Origin of the sequence: Paracoccus salsus (genome assembly GCF_021556615.1) — a bacterium.
Taxonomy (GTDB): domain Bacteria; phylum Pseudomonadota; class Alphaproteobacteria; order Rhodobacterales; family Rhodobacteraceae; genus Paracoccus; species Paracoccus salsus.
Window position 1 is genome coordinate 533,652 of the sequence record NZ_JAKGGD010000001.1, and the last position, 19,854, is coordinate 553,505.

18 protein-coding genes and 1 tRNA gene are annotated in these 19,854 nt (G+C 66.4%); 7 read left to right on the plus strand and 12 right to left on the minus strand.

Translation table 11 applies throughout. The annotated features are described in order from the left end of the window. Positions 1-14 precede the first annotated feature (14 nt). Positions 15-854 carry a ferredoxin--NADP reductase gene (locus L1965_RS02615; RefSeq protein ID WP_235754838.1) on the plus strand — a complete coding sequence of 280 codons (840 nt, stop codon included), beginning with the start codon at positions 15-17 and terminating at the stop codon, positions 852-854. Positions 855-1,082: 228 nt separating this feature from the next. Then, complete coding sequence (locus L1965_RS02620; RefSeq protein ID WP_235754839.1) at positions 1,083-3,203, plus strand: OmpA family protein; 2,121 nt, start codon at positions 1,083-1,085, stop codon at positions 3,201-3,203. Between the two features lie 75 nt (positions 3,204-3,278). Here L1965_RS02620 and L1965_RS02625 read toward each other — a convergent pair whose 3' ends face one another. The 3 genes from L1965_RS02625 to L1965_RS02635 form a co-directional block, all read right to left on the minus strand. Then, on the minus strand, positions 3,279-3,710 hold the full coding sequence (locus tag L1965_RS02625; protein ID WP_235754840.1) for a CoA-binding protein: 432 nt from the start codon (positions 3,708-3,710) through the stop codon (positions 3,279-3,281). Positions 3,711-3,933: 223 nt separating this feature from the next. Then, on the minus strand, positions 3,934-4,344 hold the full coding sequence (locus L1965_RS02630) for a YHS domain-containing (seleno)protein (protein WP_235754841.1): 411 nt from the start codon (positions 4,342-4,344) through the stop codon (positions 3,934-3,936). 86 nt (positions 4,345-4,430) lie between these two features. Further along, positions 4,431-5,234, minus strand: a complete 804-nt coding sequence (locus L1965_RS02635) for a TrmH family RNA methyltransferase (protein ID WP_235754842.1) — start codon at positions 5,232-5,234, stop codon at positions 4,431-4,433. Between the two features lie 121 nt (positions 5,235-5,355). Here L1965_RS02635 and L1965_RS02640 point away from each other — a divergent pair. Further along, positions 5,356-5,439: transfer RNA gene (locus L1965_RS02640), tRNA-Tyr, on the plus strand. Between the two features lie 98 nt (positions 5,440-5,537). Next, positions 5,538-6,578, plus strand: coding sequence for a GT-B fold glycosyltransferase domain-containing protein (locus L1965_RS02645; protein ID WP_235754843.1), 1,041 nt, complete (start codon positions 5,538-5,540; stop codon positions 6,576-6,578). Positions 6,579-6,581: 3 nt separating this feature from the next. On the opposite strand, the gene mgrA is transcribed toward L1965_RS02645, so the two are convergent. Beyond that, positions 6,582-7,622, minus strand: a complete 1,041-nt coding sequence (gene mgrA, locus L1965_RS02650) for an L-glyceraldehyde 3-phosphate reductase (protein ID WP_277882931.1) — start codon at positions 7,620-7,622, stop codon at positions 6,582-6,584. A gap of 4 nt (positions 7,623-7,626) precedes the next feature. Next, a complete protein-coding gene (gene ileS, locus L1965_RS02655; protein ID WP_235754845.1) occupies positions 7,627-10,590 on the minus strand; it encodes an isoleucine--tRNA ligase in 2,964 nt (987 codons plus the stop codon). 238 nt (positions 10,591-10,828) lie between these two features. On the opposite strand from ileS, the gene L1965_RS02660 reads away from it, so the two are divergent. Next, on the plus strand, positions 10,829-11,239 hold the full coding sequence (locus L1965_RS02660; RefSeq protein WP_235754996.1) for a group III truncated hemoglobin: 411 nt from the start codon (positions 10,829-10,831) through the stop codon (positions 11,237-11,239). Here the strand turns inward: L1965_RS02660 and L1965_RS02665 are convergent. The 6 genes from L1965_RS02665 to L1965_RS02690 form a co-directional block, all read right to left on the minus strand. Beyond that, positions 11,236-11,874 (minus strand): trimeric intracellular cation channel family protein, encoded by a 639-nt coding sequence (locus L1965_RS02665; protein ID WP_235754846.1) that lies wholly within the window; start codon positions 11,872-11,874, stop codon positions 11,236-11,238. The two genes, L1965_RS02660 and L1965_RS02665, sit on opposite strands and share 4 nt — an antisense overlap. Continuing rightward, a complete protein-coding gene (rnhA, locus tag L1965_RS02670) occupies positions 11,871-12,320 on the minus strand; it encodes a ribonuclease HI (protein WP_235754847.1) in 450 nt (149 codons plus the stop codon). Before rnhA ends, L1965_RS02665 begins: the two co-directional genes overlap by 4 nt. Next, positions 12,320-12,766, minus strand: coding sequence for a DUF3429 domain-containing protein (locus tag L1965_RS02675; protein WP_235754848.1), 447 nt, complete (start codon positions 12,764-12,766; stop codon positions 12,320-12,322). The genes rnhA and L1965_RS02675 overlap by 1 nt, the downstream gene beginning before the upstream one ends. Positions 12,767-12,775: 9 nt before the next feature. Continuing rightward, positions 12,776-13,381: a glutathione S-transferase family protein gene (locus tag L1965_RS02680; RefSeq protein ID WP_235754849.1), complete on the minus strand. Its 606-nt coding sequence runs from the start codon at positions 13,379-13,381 to the stop codon at positions 12,776-12,778. A gap of 74 nt (positions 13,382-13,455) precedes the next feature. Beyond that, positions 13,456-14,412 carry a 4-hydroxy-3-methylbut-2-enyl diphosphate reductase gene (gene ispH, locus L1965_RS02685; RefSeq protein ID WP_235754850.1) on the minus strand — a complete coding sequence of 319 codons (957 nt, stop codon included), beginning with the start codon at positions 14,410-14,412 and terminating at the stop codon, positions 13,456-13,458. Positions 14,413-14,540: 128 nt separating this feature from the next. Further along, positions 14,541-15,971, minus strand: coding sequence for a cobyric acid synthase (locus L1965_RS02690; RefSeq protein ID WP_235754997.1), 1,431 nt, complete (start codon positions 15,969-15,971; stop codon positions 14,541-14,543). Positions 15,972-16,044: 73 nt separating this feature from the next. Here L1965_RS02690 and secG point away from each other — a divergent pair, with 73 nt between their 5' ends. Together secG and pyrG are read left to right on the plus strand one after the other, a co-directional pair. After that, the gene (secG, locus tag L1965_RS02695; RefSeq protein WP_235754851.1) at positions 16,045-16,578 is read left to right on the plus strand and encodes a preprotein translocase subunit SecG; all 534 of its coding nucleotides are present in this window, start codon (positions 16,045-16,047) and stop codon (positions 16,576-16,578) included. Between the two features lie 153 nt (positions 16,579-16,731). Next, positions 16,732-18,375: a CTP synthase gene (gene pyrG / locus L1965_RS02700; RefSeq protein ID WP_235754852.1), complete on the plus strand. Its 1,644-nt coding sequence runs from the start codon at positions 16,732-16,734 to the stop codon at positions 18,373-18,375. A 201-nt stretch (positions 18,376-18,576) separates the two neighbouring features. On the opposite strand, the gene L1965_RS02705 is transcribed toward pyrG, so the two are convergent. Then, positions 18,577-19,761 carry a BaiN/RdsA family NAD(P)/FAD-dependent oxidoreductase gene (locus tag L1965_RS02705; protein WP_235754853.1) on the minus strand — a complete coding sequence of 395 codons (1,185 nt, stop codon included), beginning with the start codon at positions 19,759-19,761 and terminating at the stop codon, positions 18,577-18,579. Positions 19,762-19,854: the final 93 nt, after the last annotated feature.

Sequence of the window (19,854 nt, forward strand, 5' to 3'; positions counted from 1 at the left end):
TCGGGAATCAAGACATGACGCTGGACCTTACCGTGGCCGACGCCGCTGCAAAACCTGCCAAGACCCTGCCGGACGCGCAGACCGTGACGTCGGTTCGTCACTGGACCGACACGCTGTTCTCGTTCCGCGTCACGCGGCCGGCCAGCTTGCGCTTCCGGTCGGGCGAGTTCGTGATGATCGGCTTGCCGGACGACAAGGGCAAGCCGATCCTGCGCGCCTATTCGATCGCCTCGCCGAACTGGGACGACGAACTGGAGTTCTATTCGATCAAGGTCCAGAACGGCCCGCTGACCTCGCGGCTGCAGCACATACAGCCGGGCGATCAGGTCATCCTGCGGCCCAAGCCCGTCGGAACGCTGGTCCTCGACGCCTTGCTGCCCGGCAAGCGGCTGTGGTTTCTGGCCACCGGCACCGGCATCGCGCCCTTCGCGTCGCTGATGCGCGATCCCGAGACCTATGAACGCTACGAGCAGGTCGTGATGATGCATACCTGCCGCACCGCCGACGAACTGGCCTATGGTCGCGAGCTGGTCGGGAATCTCGGGCATGATCCGCTTCTGGGTGAACTGTACGGCGAAGATTTCGCCAGCCGCCTTTTGTACTACCCGACCACCACACGCGAGGATTCCCCGCTGACCGGCCGGATCACCGACAACATGACATCGGGCAAGGTGTTCGAGGATCTGGGACTTGCGCCCATCTCGGCCGAAACCGACCGCGCCATGATCTGCGGCAGCCTGGCGTTCAACATCGATGTGAAGGCCGTGCTGGAAGGTTTCGGACTGCGCGAGGGCGCGAATTCCGATCCCAGGGAATTCGTCGTCGAGAAAGCCTTCGTCGGCGAAGGGATCTGAGCCGCCTCGCCGCGCGCCGGATCGCGCGGTCCCGATTCGACGGCTCAGACAGGAACGCGGGCGCGAGATCGAAGCCCGCGCATCCTTGCGCGACCATATCCGCCGTCGTGTCCGTGGTCATGCCGGCGCGTCACTCACGTCCCGCTCACGCGCTTGTTTGGAACCCCCCGCGTTCTGGCCTGTTAGAAGAGCAGCAGAAATCGGATTGACCACATAGAAGGAGCAGCCATGCGCCGCATCATCCACAACTCCACGGCCATCGCCGCCTGCCTGTCGCTGCTGGCGCCCCATCTCGCGGCGGCCCAGTCGGTCGGCCAGGTTGACCCCTCGCTGCGTCTTGCCCAGGCCGAAACCCAGGATCCGCAACAGCAGATCGAGGACGAGCTGCGCCGGAAGCTGGAAGAGGCCGAGCAGGCAGCCAGGGACGAGGCCGAGGCGGCAGGCGATCCCGAGCCGGCCGGCGCGGAGGGGGCGCAGCAGGAGGCTGACGAAGCCCCGGTCGACGCCGAGACAGTGGAGGAAGCCGAGAGCGTGGCGCAAGAGGCCGGTGAAGCGGATCCGGAGACCGTAGACGACGCTCAGCAGGCCGACGAACAGCCGCAAGACGAAGCCGCAAAGCCCGGCAAGACGCCGAAAGGCGAGGGCAAGCGCGCCAAGGACAGAGACGGCAAGAAGCCCAAGCAGAAGCCCGCCAACGCTCAGCAGGCGGATGACAAGCCGGATCAGGCAGCCGATGGTGACGGAAAACGGCGCCAGAAGCAGGACGAGCGGGCCGAGCGCAAGCAGAAAGACCGCCAGCAAGACGCCGAGGCGGCGAAGCAGAAAGCGGAACGGAAGGCCGAGAAGCGGCAGAAGAAAATCGAACAGCAGCAGGCCGAGAAGCCGCAGGAACAGGAAGACCAGCAGCAGCAAGCCGCCGAGGCCGACAGCGCGGACGCGCAAGGCGCCGCCGCGGACGCGACCCTCAGACTGGCCGAGGGCGAGACAGCCACGACCCGCGCGGGCAACATGAGCCGCCTGCACGCCGTCCTGAAGCAGGAGGTCGCATCCGGCCTGACCGAACGCGATCTTTCCTGCCTCTCCGGCGCAGCGTTCCCCTGTGGAGACAGCGAGCGTCTCATCACGCCGCGCGGCGTCGTGCTGGAACGGAACCCTGCCGGGCGATTCCTTCTCGCACCGGGCAATGCACAGATGTACCGGGTGACCGAGTCTGGCGACCTTGTCGCCCGAGCCGCCGAGGAAGATACCGTCAAGACCGCTGCATCCGAAGAGGCGGCGCGCGAAACCGGGACAAGCGGCGCAGCCGCCTTGGATGACACGTCCACGCGTGGCGACGTTCGCGAACAGCGGGTAACCGAGGCCAACCGCCGCTCGTCATCCGAGGATTTCGCGACCAGTCTGCGCGATGCGCTGACGCAAACCGATCCGCAGCAGGCAGAAGCACGGGCCGCGGACGACGGCGACAGCAGCGATCTGCTCAAGGCGCTTGCGCTGGGGCTGGGCGCGGTCGCGGTCGGATCGATGCTGAGCAACAACCGCCAGGTTGCGCTGAGCGCCCCGGATCGGGTCGTCCTGACGCGGCCGGATGGCAGCCAGGAGGTCGTCAAGGACGAGGTCGCGCTTCTGCGCCAGCCGGGTTCGACCGTGACCACCGAGAACTTTGACGACGGCTCGTCGCGGTCCATCGTGACCCGCGCCGACGGCAGCAAGGTCGTGACCATTCGCGACGCCAATCTGAGGGTGCTGCGGCGGACTCTGGTTTCGGCCGATGGAACCACGACCCGACTGATCGACGACACGGAACAGGTCGAGCCCGTCGACATCGCCAGCCTGCCGGCACCCGCACCGGTGACCAATGAGGGCACCTCGCTTGACGAGGGCGCACTGCGCGCGGCCTTGCAGAGGGAAAGCAATATCGACCGCCGCTTCACCCTGGGACAAATCCGCAACATCCCCGAGGTTCGGGCGCTGGTGGCACCGGTCAATATCGACGCCATCACATTCGACACCGGATCTGCGGCGATCAGCCCCGACCAGGCGCGGCAATTGTCGTCGCTTGGCCAGGTGATCAGCGAGGCGATCACCCGAAACCCGCGCGAGATCTTTCTGATCGAGGGCCACACGGACACCGTAGGTGCGGACGCGATGAACCTTGCGCTGTCCGACCGCCGGGCTGAATCGGTGGCACTGGCGCTGACCGAGTATTTCGACGTTCCGCCCGAAAACCTGGTCGTGCAGGGCTATGGCGAGCAGTTTCTGAAGATCCGTGGCGAAGGCGACATCCGGCAGAATCGCCGTGCCTCGGTGCGCAGGATTACCGAGCTGCTGCAAACCGCAGAGGCGAACTGATCCCTTCTGCTGCCGCAAGAGGAAAAGGCCCCGGAGCGCTCCGGGGCCTTTTTCGACGACACGCGCCGCGTCGCGCTAGAGATGGCGTGGGAATTCGATCTTGGGGCAGCGATCCTGGATCACGGTGACACCCCGCGCCCGTGCCTTGGCGGCGGCAGCATCGTCACGGACGCCCAACTGTGTCCAAATCACCCGCAGTTCCGGAAGATGGGCCAGGGCATTGTCGACGATCATCCCGACCGCATCCGACCGGCGGAAGATGTCGACCATCTGCACGCCCGCGTCATCCGGTATCTGCGCCAGTTCGGCATAGACATGTTCGCCAAGGATTTCGCCTCCCGCATGCCCGGGATTCACGGGAATCACGCGATAGCCCTGGGCCTGCAGATAGCGCGCCACCCCCCAGCTTGGTCGATCCTCGTTGGGCGACAGGCCGACGACGGCGATCACCCTTGTTTCACGGGCGATGCGCGCGATGTCCTCGTCGTCCTGAAGGTCAAGTTCCATGGTGGGCCTCCTACCTCATCCATAGGTCTTAGTACCCTGCCATAGAAAAGGCGCCCGGTCCAGAATATGGCCGGGCGCAAGTCGCGGAACGAGGGACAGTGATCCGAACATGACCGTTCCGGGGTCATGTTCTGAAAGGTAAATGTGCATCAGCCATGTAAAGTTCCACCCCATTCGCGAAGTCGTGATGCCTGACGGCGCGATCTGGCGGATGCTGCGCGCACTAGCGCAATCTGGCCCAACTCTGCTTTGCCTTCATCAGGATCTCGCGCGGTGCCTGCATGAACTGACGCTCGGCCGCCGCGGATCTTACGACGTAAAGCCGCTTGCCGATGATGACGAAATGCCGCGGATCGCCCTGCACGCGCTTCCCCTCGGACAGGGACACCGGACAAAAACCGTTGAAGCCGGGTGCAAAGATGCGTGGATCCGACTCGAAGCGGGCACGGTTCTCCTCGCTGGCAAAATGCCAGAGCTTGCCCTTCCACATGGTCACGATCTCGCTGCGGCCAGGCACGGGCCTGCCGCTTCGCTCATAGGCCACGGCGTCGTAACCGCCCAAGGCCCAATCCTGCGCCGCCGCCGGAAAGGCGGGCGCAGCAAGGATCATCAGGGACAGCAGCACAGATTTCATGGTCGATCACATCAGGGTCTGTCCCTACTAAGCAGGCAGAGCGCCGATTCTCAATGCAGCGATGACCGTGTCGCAAGGATGTGACTTCATGGGCGCGAGGCGGCGTAGAGCGCGACCGCAGCCGCGTTCGACACGTTCAGCGATCCGAAATCCGCGGCAAAGGGTATCCGCGCGACATGATCGCAGCTTTTCATCGTCAGATCGCGCATCCCCGGCCCCTCGGCCCCCATCACCAGGCAGATCGCGCGGTCGCCGAGGTCGGCCAGCAGATCGGGCAGCACCGCGTCGCTTGTGCCGTCAAGGCCGATCAGGATGAAGCCCATGCCCTTCAGCTGGATCAGCGCGTCGGCCAGGTTGGGGACCCGCAGATAGGGCTGCCGCTCCAGCGCGCCCGACGCCGTCTTGGCCAGCGCGCCGGTCTCGGGCGCGGAATGGCGTGCGGGGGCGATGACCGCACGCGCACCAAAGACCTCGGCCGAACGCAGCACCGCTCCGATATTATGCGGGTCGGTCACCCGGTCCAGCGCGATCATCACGGGGCGTTTCTCGCCCGGGGCCTGACGCAGCGCCACCTCGCTGAGGCTGCCCCATTTCAGTGGCTTCACCTCAAGCGCCGCGCCCTGATGGACGCTGTCGGGCGCCAGCGGGACGGTCTTGCCGAAAACCCGGGGATCGGTGATCTCGGGCGTCACACCATGCAGATCACCCAGCCTGTCCAGCGCGTTCCGGGTGACGATCAGGCGCAACTTCTCGCGCGCCGGATTTGCCAGCGCGTCGCGCACGGCGTGCAGGCCGAACAACCACACGGTTTCTGCGGCAGCCGCGCGACGCGCCCTTTCCTTGTCGATGACCCAGGTGGGCTTCTTGGGCTTTCCGGGATTTTCTGCCATCTGCATATCCTTCTTTCGATCACCTCTCTGCGCGCCGCGGCGCTTTCGTGCAAGCCCCGGAAATCCGCTTGACGACCCCTGGAGAGACGGCTAATCACGCCCCACGCCGAAGGCGATCGGCGGGCGACGTGCTGCAAGGTGCGGCAGCGGACTGTAACTCCGCCGGGGAGACCCACGCCTGGTTCGATTCCAGGGTCGCCCACCATTCACCTGCTCCTCAGATCACCGATCCGAAGCAAAGTGGCGGGCTTTTCCGTTCCCGCCGCGCCAACCAAGATCCGGAACGATCAAGGGACCTGCGAGATGACAGGCAAGAGACACGGCACACCTGGCAACCATCCCGACGCCAAGAATGGAAACGCAGGCGCGAACGTGCTGATCGTCGCGCAGGCCGGGCGGCTTGAGTTCGAAGCCCTGATCTTTGCGTCCAGCCTGCGCCAGCATGCCGGCGACTGGCAGGGCACGCTGTTCGTGGCAGAGCCGCAGCCCGAAGCTGCCTGGGACGGCCACGACACGCGTATCGCCGCCGAGACGCGCGAGGCGCTGGAGCAGCTGGGTGCAAGGATCGTGCCCTTCACGGCCCGGCATTTCGGAGCGTCCTATCCCTACGGCAACAAGATCGAGGCGCTGTCTGCGCTGCCTGCGGGCCAGCCGTTCCTGTTCTTCGATACCGACACGTTGATCCTGGGGCCGCTGCACGACATCGCATTCGACTTTTCACGTCCCGCCGCATCGATGCGGCGCGAGGGCACCTGGCCGATACCGCCGCTTTACGGTCCCGGCTATGGCGGGATCTGGCACTCGCTTTACGCGCGCTTCGGGCTGGATTTCGAAGGTTCGCTGGACCGCAGCCAACCCGACGAACACTGGGAACGCTATCTTTACTTCAACGCCGGATGGTTTCTTGGCGCGGACCCCGCCGCGTTCGGACGGCGCTTTCTGGACTGGGCCGTCGCGTTGCGCGACGAACCGGGCGACGAACTGGCCTGTCAAAGCCTCGACCCGTGGCTGGATCAGATCGTCCTGCCGCTGGTCATCCATTCTTTCGGAGGCGGGCGTCCCGGCCCGGAACTGGCCGGGCTGGACGGCGCGGTCAGCTGCCATTATCGCAACCTGCCGCTGCTTTACGCGCGCGAGGACGAGGCGGTGGTCAGCGCTCTGGAACAGGCTGCCGCGCCGAACCGGATCAAGCGCAGGCTGCGCGAATGGCAGCCGGCGAAAAAACTGATCTATCAGGGAAAGGGCCGCGACAAGGTGCGCCCGCTCTTCGACCGCGACAACCTGCCCTCGAAGGAACAGCCGATCCGCAACCTCCTGAAGAACCGGGGCTGGTGGCTGGTCTAGCCGTCAGTCCTCGCCCGCGCCTTCCGACGACCGAGCCCAGATATTCACGTCGCCGGACGCCGAAAGCTCGTCGATCCGGGCAAGCTCGTCTGTCGTGAAATCGGTGTTGGCCAGCGCACCGACGCAATCCTCGACCTGCCCGGGGTGCGAGGCCCCGATCAGCGCGCTGGTGACGCGGCCGCCGCGCAGCGTCCACGCCACCGCCATCTGCGCCAGCGTCTGTCCGCGTTCCGCCGCAAGGTCGTTCAGCCCGTTCAGCCGCGCGATCATGTCCTCGCTCAGCCACTCGGCGGCCAGCGACTTGCCCTGCGCCGCGCGGCTGTCCTGCGGGATGCCGTTGAGGTATTTCCCGGTCAGCATGCCCTGGGCCAGAGGGGTGAACACGATGCTGCCGATGCCCAGCTCGTCGAGGACGTCCAGCAGCCCGTCATTCTCGACCCAGCGGTTCAGCATGTTGTAGCTGGGCTGGTGGATGACGCACGGAGTGCCCAGATCCTTGAGGATCGCCACCGCCTCGGCGGTGCGCTGGCTGTTATAGCTGCTGATCCCCGCATAGAGCGCGCGGCCCGAACGGACGATCTGATCCAGTGCGCCCATCGTCTCTTCCAATGGCGTGTCGGGATCGAAGCGGTGCGAATAGAAGATATCGACATAGTCGACACCCATCCGTTTCAACGACTGGTCGCATGACGCGATCAGGTATTTCCGGCTGCCCCATTCGCCATAGGGGCCGACCCACATGTCGTAGCCGGCCTTGCTGCTGATGATCAGCTGATCGCGATAGCCTGCAAAATCGTTCTTCAGGATCTGCCCGAGGGCCTCTTCAGCGCTGCCCGGGGGCGGGCCGTAATTGTTGGCCAGGTCGAAATGGGTGATGCCCAGGTCGAAGGCCTTGCGACAGATGTCGCGCCCGGTCTGATGCGGCGTGTCGTGACCGAAATTGTGCCAAAGCCCCAGGCTGATCGCCGGCAGCTTCAGCCCCGACCGCCCGCAGCGGCGATAGGTCATGCGGTCATAGCGGTCACCCGCCGGCTGGTAGCGCAATTCCTCAACCATGGCTCAATACCTTGTCACAGCGGGCGCAGACGCCCTGGTGGTCATGGCTGCCCACATCGGGCAGGATCTTCCAGCAGCGCTGACATTTCTGCCCCTCGGCCAGTTCGAAGACGACCCCGATTCCGGGCGCCTCGGCCATCCGGAACGCCTCGTTCGGAGCCGGATCTCCGGTCAGCGACAGGTCCGAAACGATGCACATATCGGTGAAGTTCACCGATTTCAGCGCCGCCAGCATTTCGGTATCCTCGACATGCACGACCGGGGCGGCCTCGAGGCTGGCGCCGATCGTCTTGTCGGCCCGCTTGACCTCCAGCGCCGCCGTCACGACCCGGCGGGCGCGGCGGACATGGTCCCATTTTGCCGCCAGCGGCGCGTTCAGCCAGTCTGCCGGCGTCACCGGGAAGTCGTGCAGATGCACGCTTTCCGCGTCTGACGGAAAACGCGACAGCCAGACATCTTCCATCGTGAAGGGCAGGATCGGGGCAAGCCACGTCACCAGCCGGTGATAGAGGACGTCCAGCACCGTCCTGACGGCGCGGCGGCGCAGGCTGTCGGGCGCGTCGCAATACAGTGCGTCCTTGCGGATGTCGAAGTAGAAGGCCGACAGATCGACGGTGCAGAACTGGAACAGCGTCTGGAAGACGCCCTGGAAGTCATAGGCGTCATAGCCCTTGCGGACGACATGATCCAGCTGCGCCAGCCGGTGCAGGACCCATTGCTCCAGTTCGGGCATCCGGGCGGGTTCGACCTTCTCGGCGTCCGAGAAGCCGGCCAGTGCGCCCAGCAGGAAGCGCAACGTGTTGCGCAGCCGGCGATAGCTGTCGGCGGTGCCCTTGAGGATCTCCTTGCCGATCCGCGAATCGGCCGTGTAATCGACCTGCGCCACCCACAGCCGCAGGATGTCGGCGCCGTATTGTTCCACCACCTCGGCCGGCAGCACGGTATTGCCAAGCGACTTGGACATCTTCATGCCCTTCTCGTCCAGCGTGAAACCATGCGTCAGCACGCCCTTGTAGGGCGCGCGGCCCTTTGTGGCACTGGCCTGCAGCAGCGAGGACTGAAACCAGCCGCGATGCTGGTCGGTGCCTTCCAGATACAGGTCCGCGATCCCGTCCGGGTTGCCATCCGCGCGGTCGCGGATCACGAAGGCATGGGTCGAGCCGCTGTCGAACCACACATCCAGCACGTCCATGATCTGATCGTAGTCGTCGGGGTCCGCGACGCCGTCCAGCATCTGCGCCTTGAAGCCGTCGCGATACCAGGCATCGGCGCCGTCACCCTCGAACGCGGCGATGATACGGTCGTTCACGCGCGCGTCGCGCAGCAGGAAATCGGCGTCATCGGGCTTGGCGCCCTTGCGCACGAAGCAGGTCAGCGGCACGCCCCAGGCCCGCTGGCGCGACAACACCCAGTCGGGCCGGTTCTCGACCATCGAACGGATGCGGTTGCGGCCGGTCTGCGGCGTCCACGTGACCAGCTTGTCGATCGAGGTCAGCGCGCGGGACCGGATCGTGTCGCCATATTCGCCCATGCCGTCGTCCAGGGGCCTGTCGATCGCGGCGAACCATTGCGGCGTATTGCGATAGATCAGCGGCGCCTTGGACCGCCAGCTATGCGGGTAGGAATGCTTGACCTTGCCCTTGGCCAGCAGCGCGCCGGCCCATGCCAGGTTCTTGATGACGCTGACATTCGCGGGACCATCCTTGCCGTCGGGCTGAATGATCGCCTCGCCGCCAAAGATCGGCAGATCCTTGCGATAGGTGCCGTCGGGTTCGACGTTATAGGTCATCGTCAGGCCGTGCTTCAGCCCAAGCTGATAATCGTCATCGCCATGGCTGGGCGCGGTGTGGACGAAACCGGTGCCCGCCTCGTCGGTGACGTGATCGCCGGGCAGCATGGGAACGTCATAATCCCACTCGCCATCAGCACCCTCGACACCGCGAAGGGGGTGGGCGAGCGTCAGGCCGGACAACTCGTCGGCCGTCACATCGCGCAGCCGGCCATGGCTTGCGACCTTCGCGGCCTGCATCACGTTCTCTGCCAGCGCGTCCGCCAGCACCAGCTTCTCGCCGGGCTGCGCGGTTGCGTTTTCGGCAACCTCGCCGACCTCATAGAGGCCATAGGCAATGTCGGGGCTGTAGGCGACGGCACGGTTCTGCGGGATCGTCCAAGGGGTCGTGGTCCAGATCACGACCGAAGCCTCAAGTAGGTCAGCTCGCATCGCTTCGGGGTTCAGAAGGCTCGTAACATCCTGGTCGTTGATTAGCGCCGAAACCGGCCTAAACCGCACCCAGATCGTGTGGCTGGTGTGGTCGTGATATTCGACCTCGGCCTCGGCCAGCGCGGTTTTCTCGACCGGCGACCACATCACCGGCTTGCTGCCCTGATACAGGCTGCCATTCATCAACAGCTTCATGAATTCGGCCGCGATCACCGCCTCGGCGTGATAATTCATGGTCAGGTAGGGATCGTCCCACTTGCCGGTGACGCCCAGGCGCTTGAACTCCTCGCGCTGCACGTCGATCCAGTGATCGGCGAAGCGGCGGCATTCCTGCCGGAACTCGACGAGATCGACCGCGTCCTTGTCCAGGCCCTTCTGGCGATACTGTTCCTCGATCTTCCATTCGATCGGCAGGCCGTGGCAGTCCCAGCCCGGCACGTAGCGCGCATCGCGACCCATCATCTGCTGGCTGCGGACGATGAAGTCCTTCAGGACCTTGTTCAGCGCGTGGCCGATATGCAGATTGCCGTTCGCATAGGGCGGGCCGTCATGCAGGATGAACGGCGTCCGCCCCCCGGCGCGCTCGCGCAGCGTGTCATAGATGCCGATCCGCGCCCACCGGGCCAGCCATTCCGGCTCGCGCGCGGGCAGGCCGGCACGCATCGGGAAATCGGTCTGCGGCAGGAAAACGGAGTCGCGGTAGTCGGGGCTGTCGGCGCGGGTATCGGCGCTCATCGGGGCGTTCCTTCGTCAATCATTCGGACAAGACGGGCCCGGCAGCGCAAGACCTCACGCCACCGGGCCGCTAATTCGATGTCCGAACGCCGGAAATTCCATGGCTGTCTCTATAGGAAGGCGTCACAGCGCCTGCAAGCGCCCGCCCGGTGTTCAGGGCGCAAATATCCCCGAAGTCGTGCCGGCGTCACCGCGACGCCTTGTGGGCGGCGGCGGATCGCGCGAACCTGTCGGCACCATGCTGGCCAGATTCGACATCACACCGGAACAGATCGACCAGGTCGTCACGGTCTTCTACGCGGCCATCCGCCGGCACGAGGTCCTGGGACCGGTCTTCGGCAACCATGTCACGGACTGGCCCGCGCACGAGGAAAAGATCGCCAGGTTCTGGAAGAAGGCGATCCTCTATCGGCCCGTCTATGACGGCAACCCGATGCGGGTGCACATGGCGGCCGGAGATGTCCGTGCCGAGCATTTTCCGCTGTGGCTGGCGCTGTTTGACGAGACCTTGCGGCGCACCCTGCCGCCCGAGACCGCAGCCGGCTGGTCGGGTCTGGCCCACCGGATCGGGCGCGGCTTGCGGTTGGGGGTCGAGGACCTGCGCGAGGGCGCGCCCGCCCCGGACGCGGGGCCGCCGCGGCTGCGCTAGCCCCGCGTCCGGGGCGGGCGCGGCCTGTAGACCGGCAGTTTCCAGCCCCATGCCAGACTGCCGGCGCGCAGGACCCACACGACGGCGGCACAGGCGATCAACGAGACGCCCCTCTGGAAACCCAGCCACTCCAGCAGCACCGCAGTCACCGCGCCGCCGAACGCCGCGGTCAGGTAGAGCTGGCCCTGCTTCAGGCCAAGCGGAACCTCGTTGCCAACCACGTCGCGCATCAGCCCGCCGAACGTGCCGGTCACCACCCCCATGATGACCACGATCACCGGGCCGAAGCCGGCGTCCATCGCCACGCCGGCGCCGGCCGCGGCCGCGACCGCCAGGGCGACGCTGTCAAGCCACAGCAACAGCCCGTAGCGGCTTTCGAACAGATGGGCCGTCCAGAACACCAGCAGCGCAGCGGCGGCGGCGATCAGGACATAGGCAGGCTGGGCAACCCAGAACACCGCATCCCGGCCCAGGATAAGGTCGCGCAACGTCCCCCCGCCCACCGCCGTCAGCGTCGCCATGAAGATGAACCCCACCGGGTCCAGCTGCGCGCGGCTGGCGACCAGCGCCCCGGTCAGCGCAAACACCAGAACCGCGCCGTAATCCAGCATCGCGATCAGTGTCTCGAAGCTCATTTGAACGGCGCCATGCCCGCGCGCGCCAGTTCGTCGGCACGCTCGTTTTCGGCGTGACCGGCATGGCCCTTGATCCAGCGCCACTCGACCTTGTGGCGTGCCTGGGCCTCATCCAGCCGCTGCCACAATTCGACATTCTTGACCGGCTTCCTGTCCGCGGTCCGCCAGCCGTTCTTCTTCCAGCCATGGATCCACTGGCTGACACCGTTCTTCACATAGGCGCTGTCGGTGACGATGACGATCTCACTGGGCCGGGTCAGCGCCTCAAGCGCCGAGATCGCGGCCATCAGCTCCATGCGGTTGTTGGTCGTCGCCGCCTCGCCGCCATGCAGTTCCCGTTCCCGAAGGACCGTCTCGCCGTCGATGGCGCGCATCAGCACGCCCCAGCCTCCGGGGCCGGGGTTGCCGCTGCAGGCGCCATCGGTCCAGGCCATCAGGGCGACCATCAGGATGCCCCGCCCGTCAGCATGATCGCGACCAGGCAGGCGATCACCACCGCCGACAGGGGCAGCCGCAGCCGCATCCACCAGCCGGGCGCCACACCGCGCCGCCAGAACAGCCAGTCGATCGGCAGCAGCCCGGCGAAACCCAGGATCAGGGCCATGTTCAGCGACATGACCCCCGGCACCACCAGCGCGATCAGCACCAGCACCGGCGCGACCGCCACCCCATAATCCAGCGCCCGCCCGGATCGCGCGGCAAAGGGCCAGAAACAGCCCGCCATGTAGCTGAAGATCATCAGCCCATACCCCATGGCCGCCGCCCGGGGCGGTGCGCCGGGCAGCGCGAATTGCCCGGTCTGCAACACGATCACCGCCCACAGGAAGGGCAGCAGGCCGGCCGCCCCCAAAAGGGCCGCGGCGACAGGAACCGATGATCCGGACTCGCGCATGCCGCCCCCTCAACCTGACAGCGGGACATGGCCAGGCAGGGTTTCGACCCGCGCCAGCCAGGAATTGATTGCGTCAAAGTGGCCCATCTCGAAGCCGCCACGCGGCCCTGCGCTGTGGGTATAGGCGTAAAGGCACAGATCGGCGAGGCTGGGCTGATCGCCCACCAGCCAGTCGCGGCCCGACAGCGCCTCCTCTATCACCTGCAACAGCGCATGTCCGCGCTCCAGCAACTCCGCAAGTCGCTGCGGCGTGGCCTCGGCCGCGCGATGCGGATAACTGATCAGGGCCTGCCGCACGGCGATCACGGGCTCGTGGTTGTATTGTTCCCAGAACATCCAGCCCAGCATCTGCGCGCGTTCAACCGGATCCTCGGGAACGAACCGCGTCCCCTCACCCAGATACCACAGGATCGCGTTCGATTCGGCCAGCACGCGACCGTCATCCAGAACCAGCGTCGGCACCTTGCCATAAGGCAGTGCGCCTTGTTGCCTGGCCTGCGACAAGGCCCGGGAACCGTATTCGCAATCCACGATGCGGGCAGCTTGCCCGGTCATGGCAAGGATCAGCCTGACCTTGTAGCTGTTGCCCGAGGAAGGCATCGAATAAAGCCGCATCTTCAGCACCTTGGCCTTGGTCCAGATATCCCGGGCGGTTCGCCGGCACGGCGATGGAGGCGGCGCCCCCGGCCTCAGGCGGGTCCGCGCAGCACGCGCGGCACCTTGAATTCCACGTTTTCCTGCGCGGTCTCGACCACGTCAAGCGTCACGGCGTAGCGGGCGCGGAACGCCTCGATCACTTCGTCCACCAGCACCTCGGGGGCGCTGGCCCCGGCGGTGAGCCCGACGGCCCGCGCCCCCTCGATCGCCCGCCAGTCGATCTGGTCTGCGCGCAGGACAAGCTGCGAATAGCGGCAGCCCGCCGCCCGGCCGACCTCGACCAATCGCTTGGAGTTACTTGAATTTTCCGCGCCGATCACCAACAATGCGTCGATGCTGGGCGCCACCGCCTTGACGGCCGCCTGGCGGTTGGTGGTGGCATAGCAGATGTCTTCCTTGGCCGGGCCGACGATGGACGGGAACCGGGCCTTCAGCGCCGCGACGATGCCTGCGGTATCGTCCACCGACAGCGTCGTCTGGGTGATGAAGGCAAGACGGTCGGCGTCGCGCGGGCGGATCTTGGACACGTCCGCGACCGTTTCCACCAGGATGACCTCTCCCTCGGGTAATTGTCCCATGGTTCCAAGGACTTCCGGGTGTCCCTCGTGGCCGATCATGACCATCTGCAAGCCGCCGGCATGGTGCCGCTCGGCCTCGACATGGACCTTGCTGACCAGCGGGCAGGTCGCGTCGACGAAGACCATCTCGCGCCGCCGCGCTTCGGCGGGGACCGATTTGGGGACGCCATGGGCCGAGAAGATCACCGGCCTGTCATCGGGGCACTCATCCAGCTCCTCGACAAAGATCGCGCCTTTTTCGCGCAGAGAATCAACGACATACTTGTTGTGCACGATCTCGTGCCGGACATAGACCGGGGCGCCCCATTTCTGCAGCGCCATCTCGACGATCTTGATCGCGCGGTCCACGCCGGCGCAGAATCCACGCGGCGCGGCCAGATAGAGGGTCAAAGGCGGCTTTCTCTGTTCCATGCCGATGACCTAGCGTGGCACGCCCGCCTCGTCCAGCGAAAGCCCGGTCACGAAACGTCCACCGGGGGCGCACAGGGCGTGCACAGGGCGTGCACAGGATGGACACCGCTTGCGGGCGTTGCATGGGCCTAGCGCGCAACGGCCAGCAGGCCGGTCACGTCCAGATGCGCCTCGAGATGGTCGGCCAGATCGTCCAGCGCCCGGTCCACCCCGGCCTCGTAGCCGGGTCGCGAGGACGCGCCCAGCCGGGCCAGCCATGCCGCGCGAAAACCGTCATCCGAGAACAACCCGTGCAGATAGGTGCCCGCGATCCGGCCATCGGCGCTGGTCGCGCCGTCGGGTGCCGGCACATGCGCGAAGGGGCGCGCGCAGTCGGGACCGTGGCTTCGGCCCATGTGAATCTCGTATCCGCTGACCGGATGGCCCAGGGCGGTGCCCGATACCCGTTCCAGCCGCTTGTCGGCGGCCATCTCGGTCGCGATGTCCAGAAGGCCGAGGCCGGGCGTCTCGCCCGCCGGCCCGTCATGACCCATCGGGTCGCGGATGACCCGGCCCAGCATCTGATAGCCGCCGCAGACCCCCAGCACATGCCCGCCGCGGCGGACATGCGCCGCGATGTCGATGTCCCAGCCCTGCGCGCGCAGAAAGGCCAGATCGCCAAGCGTCGATTTCGTGCCCGGGATCACCACCAGATCGGCGTCGCCGGGCACCGGCCGTCCCGGTCCAAGCATGGTCAGGCGCACGCCGGGCTCTGCCGCCAGCGGATCGAGATCGTCGAAATTGGCGATCCGCGACAGGGTCAGGCAGACGACATGCAGCCCCTGCCCGGTCGAGGCGCGCAGATCGACCGCATCCTCGGCCGGCAGGCGGTGGGCGTCCGCGAACCACGGCACCACGCCAAAGCCTTGCCAGCCGGTGCGGTCCCGGATGAAGGCGTAACCATCGTCGAACAGGCGCGGATCGCCACGGAACTTGTTGACCAGAAAGCCCCGGATCATCGCGGCGTCGGCCGCATCGATCACCGCCTGCGTGCCGACGATCTGGGCGATCACCCCGCCGCGGTCGATGTCCCCGGCCAGCACGACCGGCACGCCCGCCGCGCGCGCAAAACCCATGTTGGCGATGTCGCGGGGCCGCAGGTTCACCTCGGCCGGACTGCCGGCGCCCTCGACAATGACAAGGTCATGGGCGGCGCCGAGGCGCTGGAAACTGTCCAGCACCCCGGCCAGAAGGCGCGTCCCGAGCGCCGCATAATCGCGCGCCTCGGCCCGGCCGATGACGCGCCCCTGCAACACCACCTGCGCGCCGGTGTCGGTTTCGGGTTTCAGCAGGACCGGGTTCATGTCCGTGACCGGATGAAGTCCGCAGGCGCGCGCCTGCAAGGCCTGTGCGCGCCCGATCTCGCCCCCGCCTGCGGCGACGGCGGCGTTGTTGGACATGTTCTGCGGCTTGAACGGGGCGACCGCGATGCCGCGGCGCAAGGCGGCGCGGCACAGCCCGGCGACCAGCATCGATTTTCCGACATTCGAACCGGTGCCCTGAATCATCACTGCCGGCATCACGGACACTCTGCTTGCCATCACCTGCCTGCGTGACTAGATAGGCGCGTCCGCAAATGAAAGGCCGAAATCCGTGCAGAACGTCGTGCTGACCATCCACCTGATCCTGGCGGTCCTTCTGACCGGGGTCGTGCTGCTGCAACGGTCCGAGGGCGGCGGCCTTGGCATGGGCGGCGGCGGCGGAGGCGGCGTCATGAGCGGGCGTCAGGCGGCCAATGCGATGACCCGGCTGACATGGATCTTCGGGATCGCGATCTTCTGCACCTCGCTGGCGCTGACCGTGATTGCGGCGCGCGAAAGTTCGAATGCGTCGATCATGGATCAGATGGGTGTGCCCGAGCAGCGGCAGCAGCCCGAATCCAGCCTGCCGCAGCTGCCGGCCTACACGCCGCCCCCGTCCAGCGGCGGCGACCCGCTGACCCCGCCTTCACCCGACGCGCCCGCGACCGGCAGCGTCGCGCCTCAGGCGCCCGCAGCCCGTGCCGTCACGCCCGCCGCCGAGTCGCCGGCGGCCGAGCCCGTGACCCCGCCGGCCGCCGAGGCGCCCGCGACGCAAGCGCCCGCCGCAGAGCCGCAGCCTGCAACGGAGCCGGAACCGTCGAACTGAGGCAACACAACAGATAGGGGCGGGAAAAAACCGCTCTACATGAACTTGCGGTCCGTTGCGACCCTGGGGCGAATCGTCTATATCTTTAGTCCCGTGATGCTGGCCGTTCCGCGGCCCGCAAAACATCGAATTCTTGCACATCACGGGGGCCTCATGGCGCGTTACATCTTCATCACCGGCGGCGTCGTTTCGTCCCTTGGCAAGGGGTTGGCCTCGGCGGCGCTGGGGGCGCTTTTGCAGGCACGCGGCTTCACCGTCAGGCTGCGCAAGCTGGACCCTTATCTGAACGTCGATCCGGGCACGATGAGCCCGTTCGAGCATGGCGAGGTCTTTGTGACCGATGATGGCGCCGAGACCGATCTGGATCTGGGGCATTACGAACGCTTCACCGGCGTCAGCGCCCGCCGGACCGACAGCGTGTCCTCGGGGCGGATCTATTCCAACGTGCTGGAAAAGGAACGGCGCGGCGAATATCTGGGCAAGACGATCCAGGTGATTCCGCATGTCACGAACGAAATCAAGGACTTCCTGGCCATAGGCGACGATGAGGTCGATTTCATGCTGTGCGAGATCGGCGGCACGGTTGGCGATATCGAGGGCCTGCCCTTCTTCGAGGCGATCCGGCAATTCATCCATGAACGCCCGCGCGGCCAGTGCATCCTGATGCATCTGACGCTGCTGCCCTATCTGGCGGCCAGTGGCGAGTTGAAGACCAAGCCCACCCAGCACAGCGTCAAGGAACTGCAGTCCATCGGTCTGGCCCCGGATGTGCTGGTCTGCCGCTCGGAACACCCGATCCCGGAAAAGGAACGCGCCAAGATCGCGCTGTTCTGCAATGTCCGCCCCGATGCCGTCATCCCCGCCTATGACCTGCAGACAATCTACGAGGCGCCGCTGGCCTATCACCGGGCCGGCCTCGACCGGGCGGTTCTGGATGCGTTCGCGATCAGCCCCGCGCCGCGCCCGGATCTGTCGAAATGGGAGGACGTGATGGACCGGCTGGACAATGCCGAGGGCCAGGTCAACATCGCGGTGGTCGGAAAATACACCCAGCTTGAGGATGCCTACAAATCCATCGCCGAGGCGCTGACGCATGGCGGCATGGCCAATCGCGTGCGCGTCAGGGCCGACTGGGTGGACAGCGAGAAGCTGGAGGGCGAGGGCGCGCATCTGCTGGACGGCTATCACGGCATCATCGTGCCCGGCGGTTTCGGAGAGCGCGGCACCGAGGGCATGATCGCGGCGGCAAAATACGCGCGCGAAAAGGACGTGCCCTATCTGGGCATCTGTCTGGGCATGCAGATGGCGGTGATCGAGGCGGCGCGGAACCTCGCCGGCATGCCGGATGCGGGATCAGAGGAATTCGACCACGAGGCCGGCAAGACGCGCTTTACCCCGGTCGTCTATCACCTGAAGGAATGGGTGCAGGGCAACTACACCGTGCAGCGCAAGGTCGGCGACGACAAGGGCGGCACGATGCGGCTGGGCGCCTATACGGCGGTTCTGGCCGCAGGGTCGCGGATCAGCGACATCTATGGCGGCGCGCTGGAGATGGAGGACCGCCACCGCCACCGCTACGAGGTGGATGCGAAATACCGCGAGGCGCTGGAGAAGGCCGGGCTTGTGTTCTCGGGCATGTCGCCGGACGGCAAGCTGCCCGAGGTCATCGAATACCCCGGGCATCCCTGGTTCATCGGCGTCCAGTCGCATCCCGAGCTGAAATCGAAGCCCTTCGCGCCGGCGCCGCTGTTCGCGGGCTTTGTCCGCGCGGCGATGGATGAAGGGCGGCTGGTCTGAGCAGCCACCGGCAAGGACGAGGCCCGGACGCGATCCGCCGGGCCTGCGGAGGCTGACTGGCCACAGCGGCGGCACGGCTCTGCCTGATGCCCGCCGGGCAGCGTGGCGCGCGCCAATCCCGGCGACGCCGTCGTGATCGACCGCCCGGTCCTTGCGGAATTCGGGCAACAAGCGGCCCCGCGACCGGCGCGGCCAGGGCCGCTAGGCGCTGCCCAGTGCCGTGCCCGCCGCGTGCGCCGACGCCCAGGCCCACTGGAAGTTGTAACCGCCAAGCCAGCCCGTGACATCGACGCACTCGCCGATGAAATACAGCCCCGGCACGTTGCGGGCCTGCATCGTGCGCGCGTCCAGGTCGCGGGTATCGATGCCGCCAAGCGTGACCTCGGCCGTGCGGTAGCCCTCGGTCCCGACGGGCCGCAACTGCCAGCGGTTGATCCGGGCGCCAAGACGCTCGAGGGCCGGGTTGGCCTGATCGGCAAGCCGCTTCCCGGCAAGCCCGGCCTCGGTGACAACCGCATCGGCCAGCCGCTGCGGCAGCCAGTGCCCCAGCGCGGTGCCCAGCAGGACACGACCTGCCTGACCGCGCAGCCGCTTGAGTTCCGCAGCCGCGTCGATGCCCGGCGCAAGGTCGATCTCGAGCATCTCTCCGGGATGCCAGAAACTGGAAATCTGCAGGATGACCGGACCGCTGAGACCGCGATGTGTGAACAGCAGCGCATCGCGGAAATCGCCCCCGTTGTGGCGGATCCGCGCCTCGACCGACACGCCGGCCAGGGGTCGGCACAGGGCCAGATCCTGGTCGGCGAAGGTCAGGGGGACCAGACCCGGCCGCTGTTCGACACAGCGCAGCCCGAAATCTCGCGCCACGTCGTAACCAAAACCCGTCGCGCCCATCTTGGGGATCGACTTGCCCCCGGTCGCGACCACCACCCGCGCCGCCGAGACCGCGCCGCGTCCGGTCTGCAACTCGAAGCGGTCGCCGCGATGACGCAACGCGCCAAGCGTCGTGTCCAGCCACAATTCCGCACCGCGCATCCGGGCCAGCAGCATGTCGGTGATCTGCGTGGCCTTGCCGTCGCAGAACAACTGCCCCTGCGTCTTTTCATGCCAGGCGATGCCCGCATGATCGACCAGTTCCACGAAGGCCTGCGCGGGGTAGCGCGACAGGGCGCTGGCGGCGAATCGCGGGTTGCCGGACAGGAAGCGATCGCGGGCCGCGGCGAGGTTGGTGAAATTGCAGCGCCCCCCGCCCGAGATGCGGATCTTTTCGGCCGGCCTGGCGGCATGATCGATCACGACGACGCGGCGCCCCTGGGCGAGCGCCGAACCCGCGCAGAACAGGCCGGCCGCCCCGGCACCCAGTATGGCAAGATCGACATGCTCCATGCGCCCGCCTTAACGTGAGGTCACAGGCAGGGCAAGTTTCGCCAATTTTCGACTTGAACCCCCCGGAGCGAATGGCTATTCACCCCCGCAAGT

Coding starts and splice junctions, on each gene's coding strand:
- pyrG (WP_235754852.1), top strand. CDS start 16,732: ATGGCGCGTTACATCTTCATCACCGGCGGCGTCGTTTCGTCCCTTGGC.
- L1965_RS02665 (WP_235754846.1), bottom strand. CDS start 11,874: ATGAGCTTCGAGACACTGATCGCGATGCTGGATTACGGCGCGGTTCTG.
- rnhA (WP_235754847.1), bottom strand. CDS start 12,320: ATGGTCGCCCTGATGGCCTGGACCGATGGCGCCTGCAGCGGCAACCCC.
- L1965_RS02705 (WP_235754853.1), bottom strand. CDS start 19,761: ATGGAGCATGTCGATCTTGCCATACTGGGTGCCGGGGCGGCCGGCCTG.
- L1965_RS02660 (WP_235754996.1), top strand. CDS start 10,829: ATGCTGGCCAGATTCGACATCACACCGGAACAGATCGACCAGGTCGTC.
- L1965_RS02615 (WP_235754838.1), top strand. CDS start 15: ATGACGCTGGACCTTACCGTGGCCGACGCCGCTGCAAAACCTGCCAAG.
- ispH (WP_235754850.1), bottom strand. CDS start 14,412: ATGGAACAGAGAAAGCCGCCTTTGACCCTCTATCTGGCCGCGCCGCGT.
- L1965_RS02690 (WP_235754997.1), bottom strand. CDS start 15,971: ATGCCGGCAGTGATGATTCAGGGCACCGGTTCGAATGTCGGAAAATCG.
- L1965_RS02680 (WP_235754849.1), bottom strand. CDS start 13,381: ATGCGGCTTTATTCGATGCCTTCCTCGGGCAACAGCTACAAGGTCAGG.
- L1965_RS02675 (WP_235754848.1), bottom strand. CDS start 12,766: ATGCGCGAGTCCGGATCATCGGTTCCTGTCGCCGCGGCCCTTTTGGGG.
- ileS (WP_235754845.1), bottom strand. CDS start 10,590: ATGAGCGCCGATACCCGCGCCGACAGCCCCGACTACCGCGACTCCGTT.
- L1965_RS02635 (WP_235754842.1), bottom strand. CDS start 5,234: ATGGCAGAAAATCCCGGAAAGCCCAAGAAGCCCACCTGGGTCATCGAC.
- L1965_RS02645 (WP_235754843.1), top strand. CDS start 5,538: ATGACAGGCAAGAGACACGGCACACCTGGCAACCATCCCGACGCCAAG.
- L1965_RS02620 (WP_235754839.1), top strand. CDS start 1,083: ATGCGCCGCATCATCCACAACTCCACGGCCATCGCCGCCTGCCTGTCG.
- L1965_RS02630 (WP_235754841.1), bottom strand. CDS start 4,344: ATGAAATCTGTGCTGCTGTCCCTGATGATCCTTGCTGCGCCCGCCTTT.
- L1965_RS02625 (WP_235754840.1), bottom strand. CDS start 3,710: ATGGAACTTGACCTTCAGGACGACGAGGACATCGCGCGCATCGCCCGT.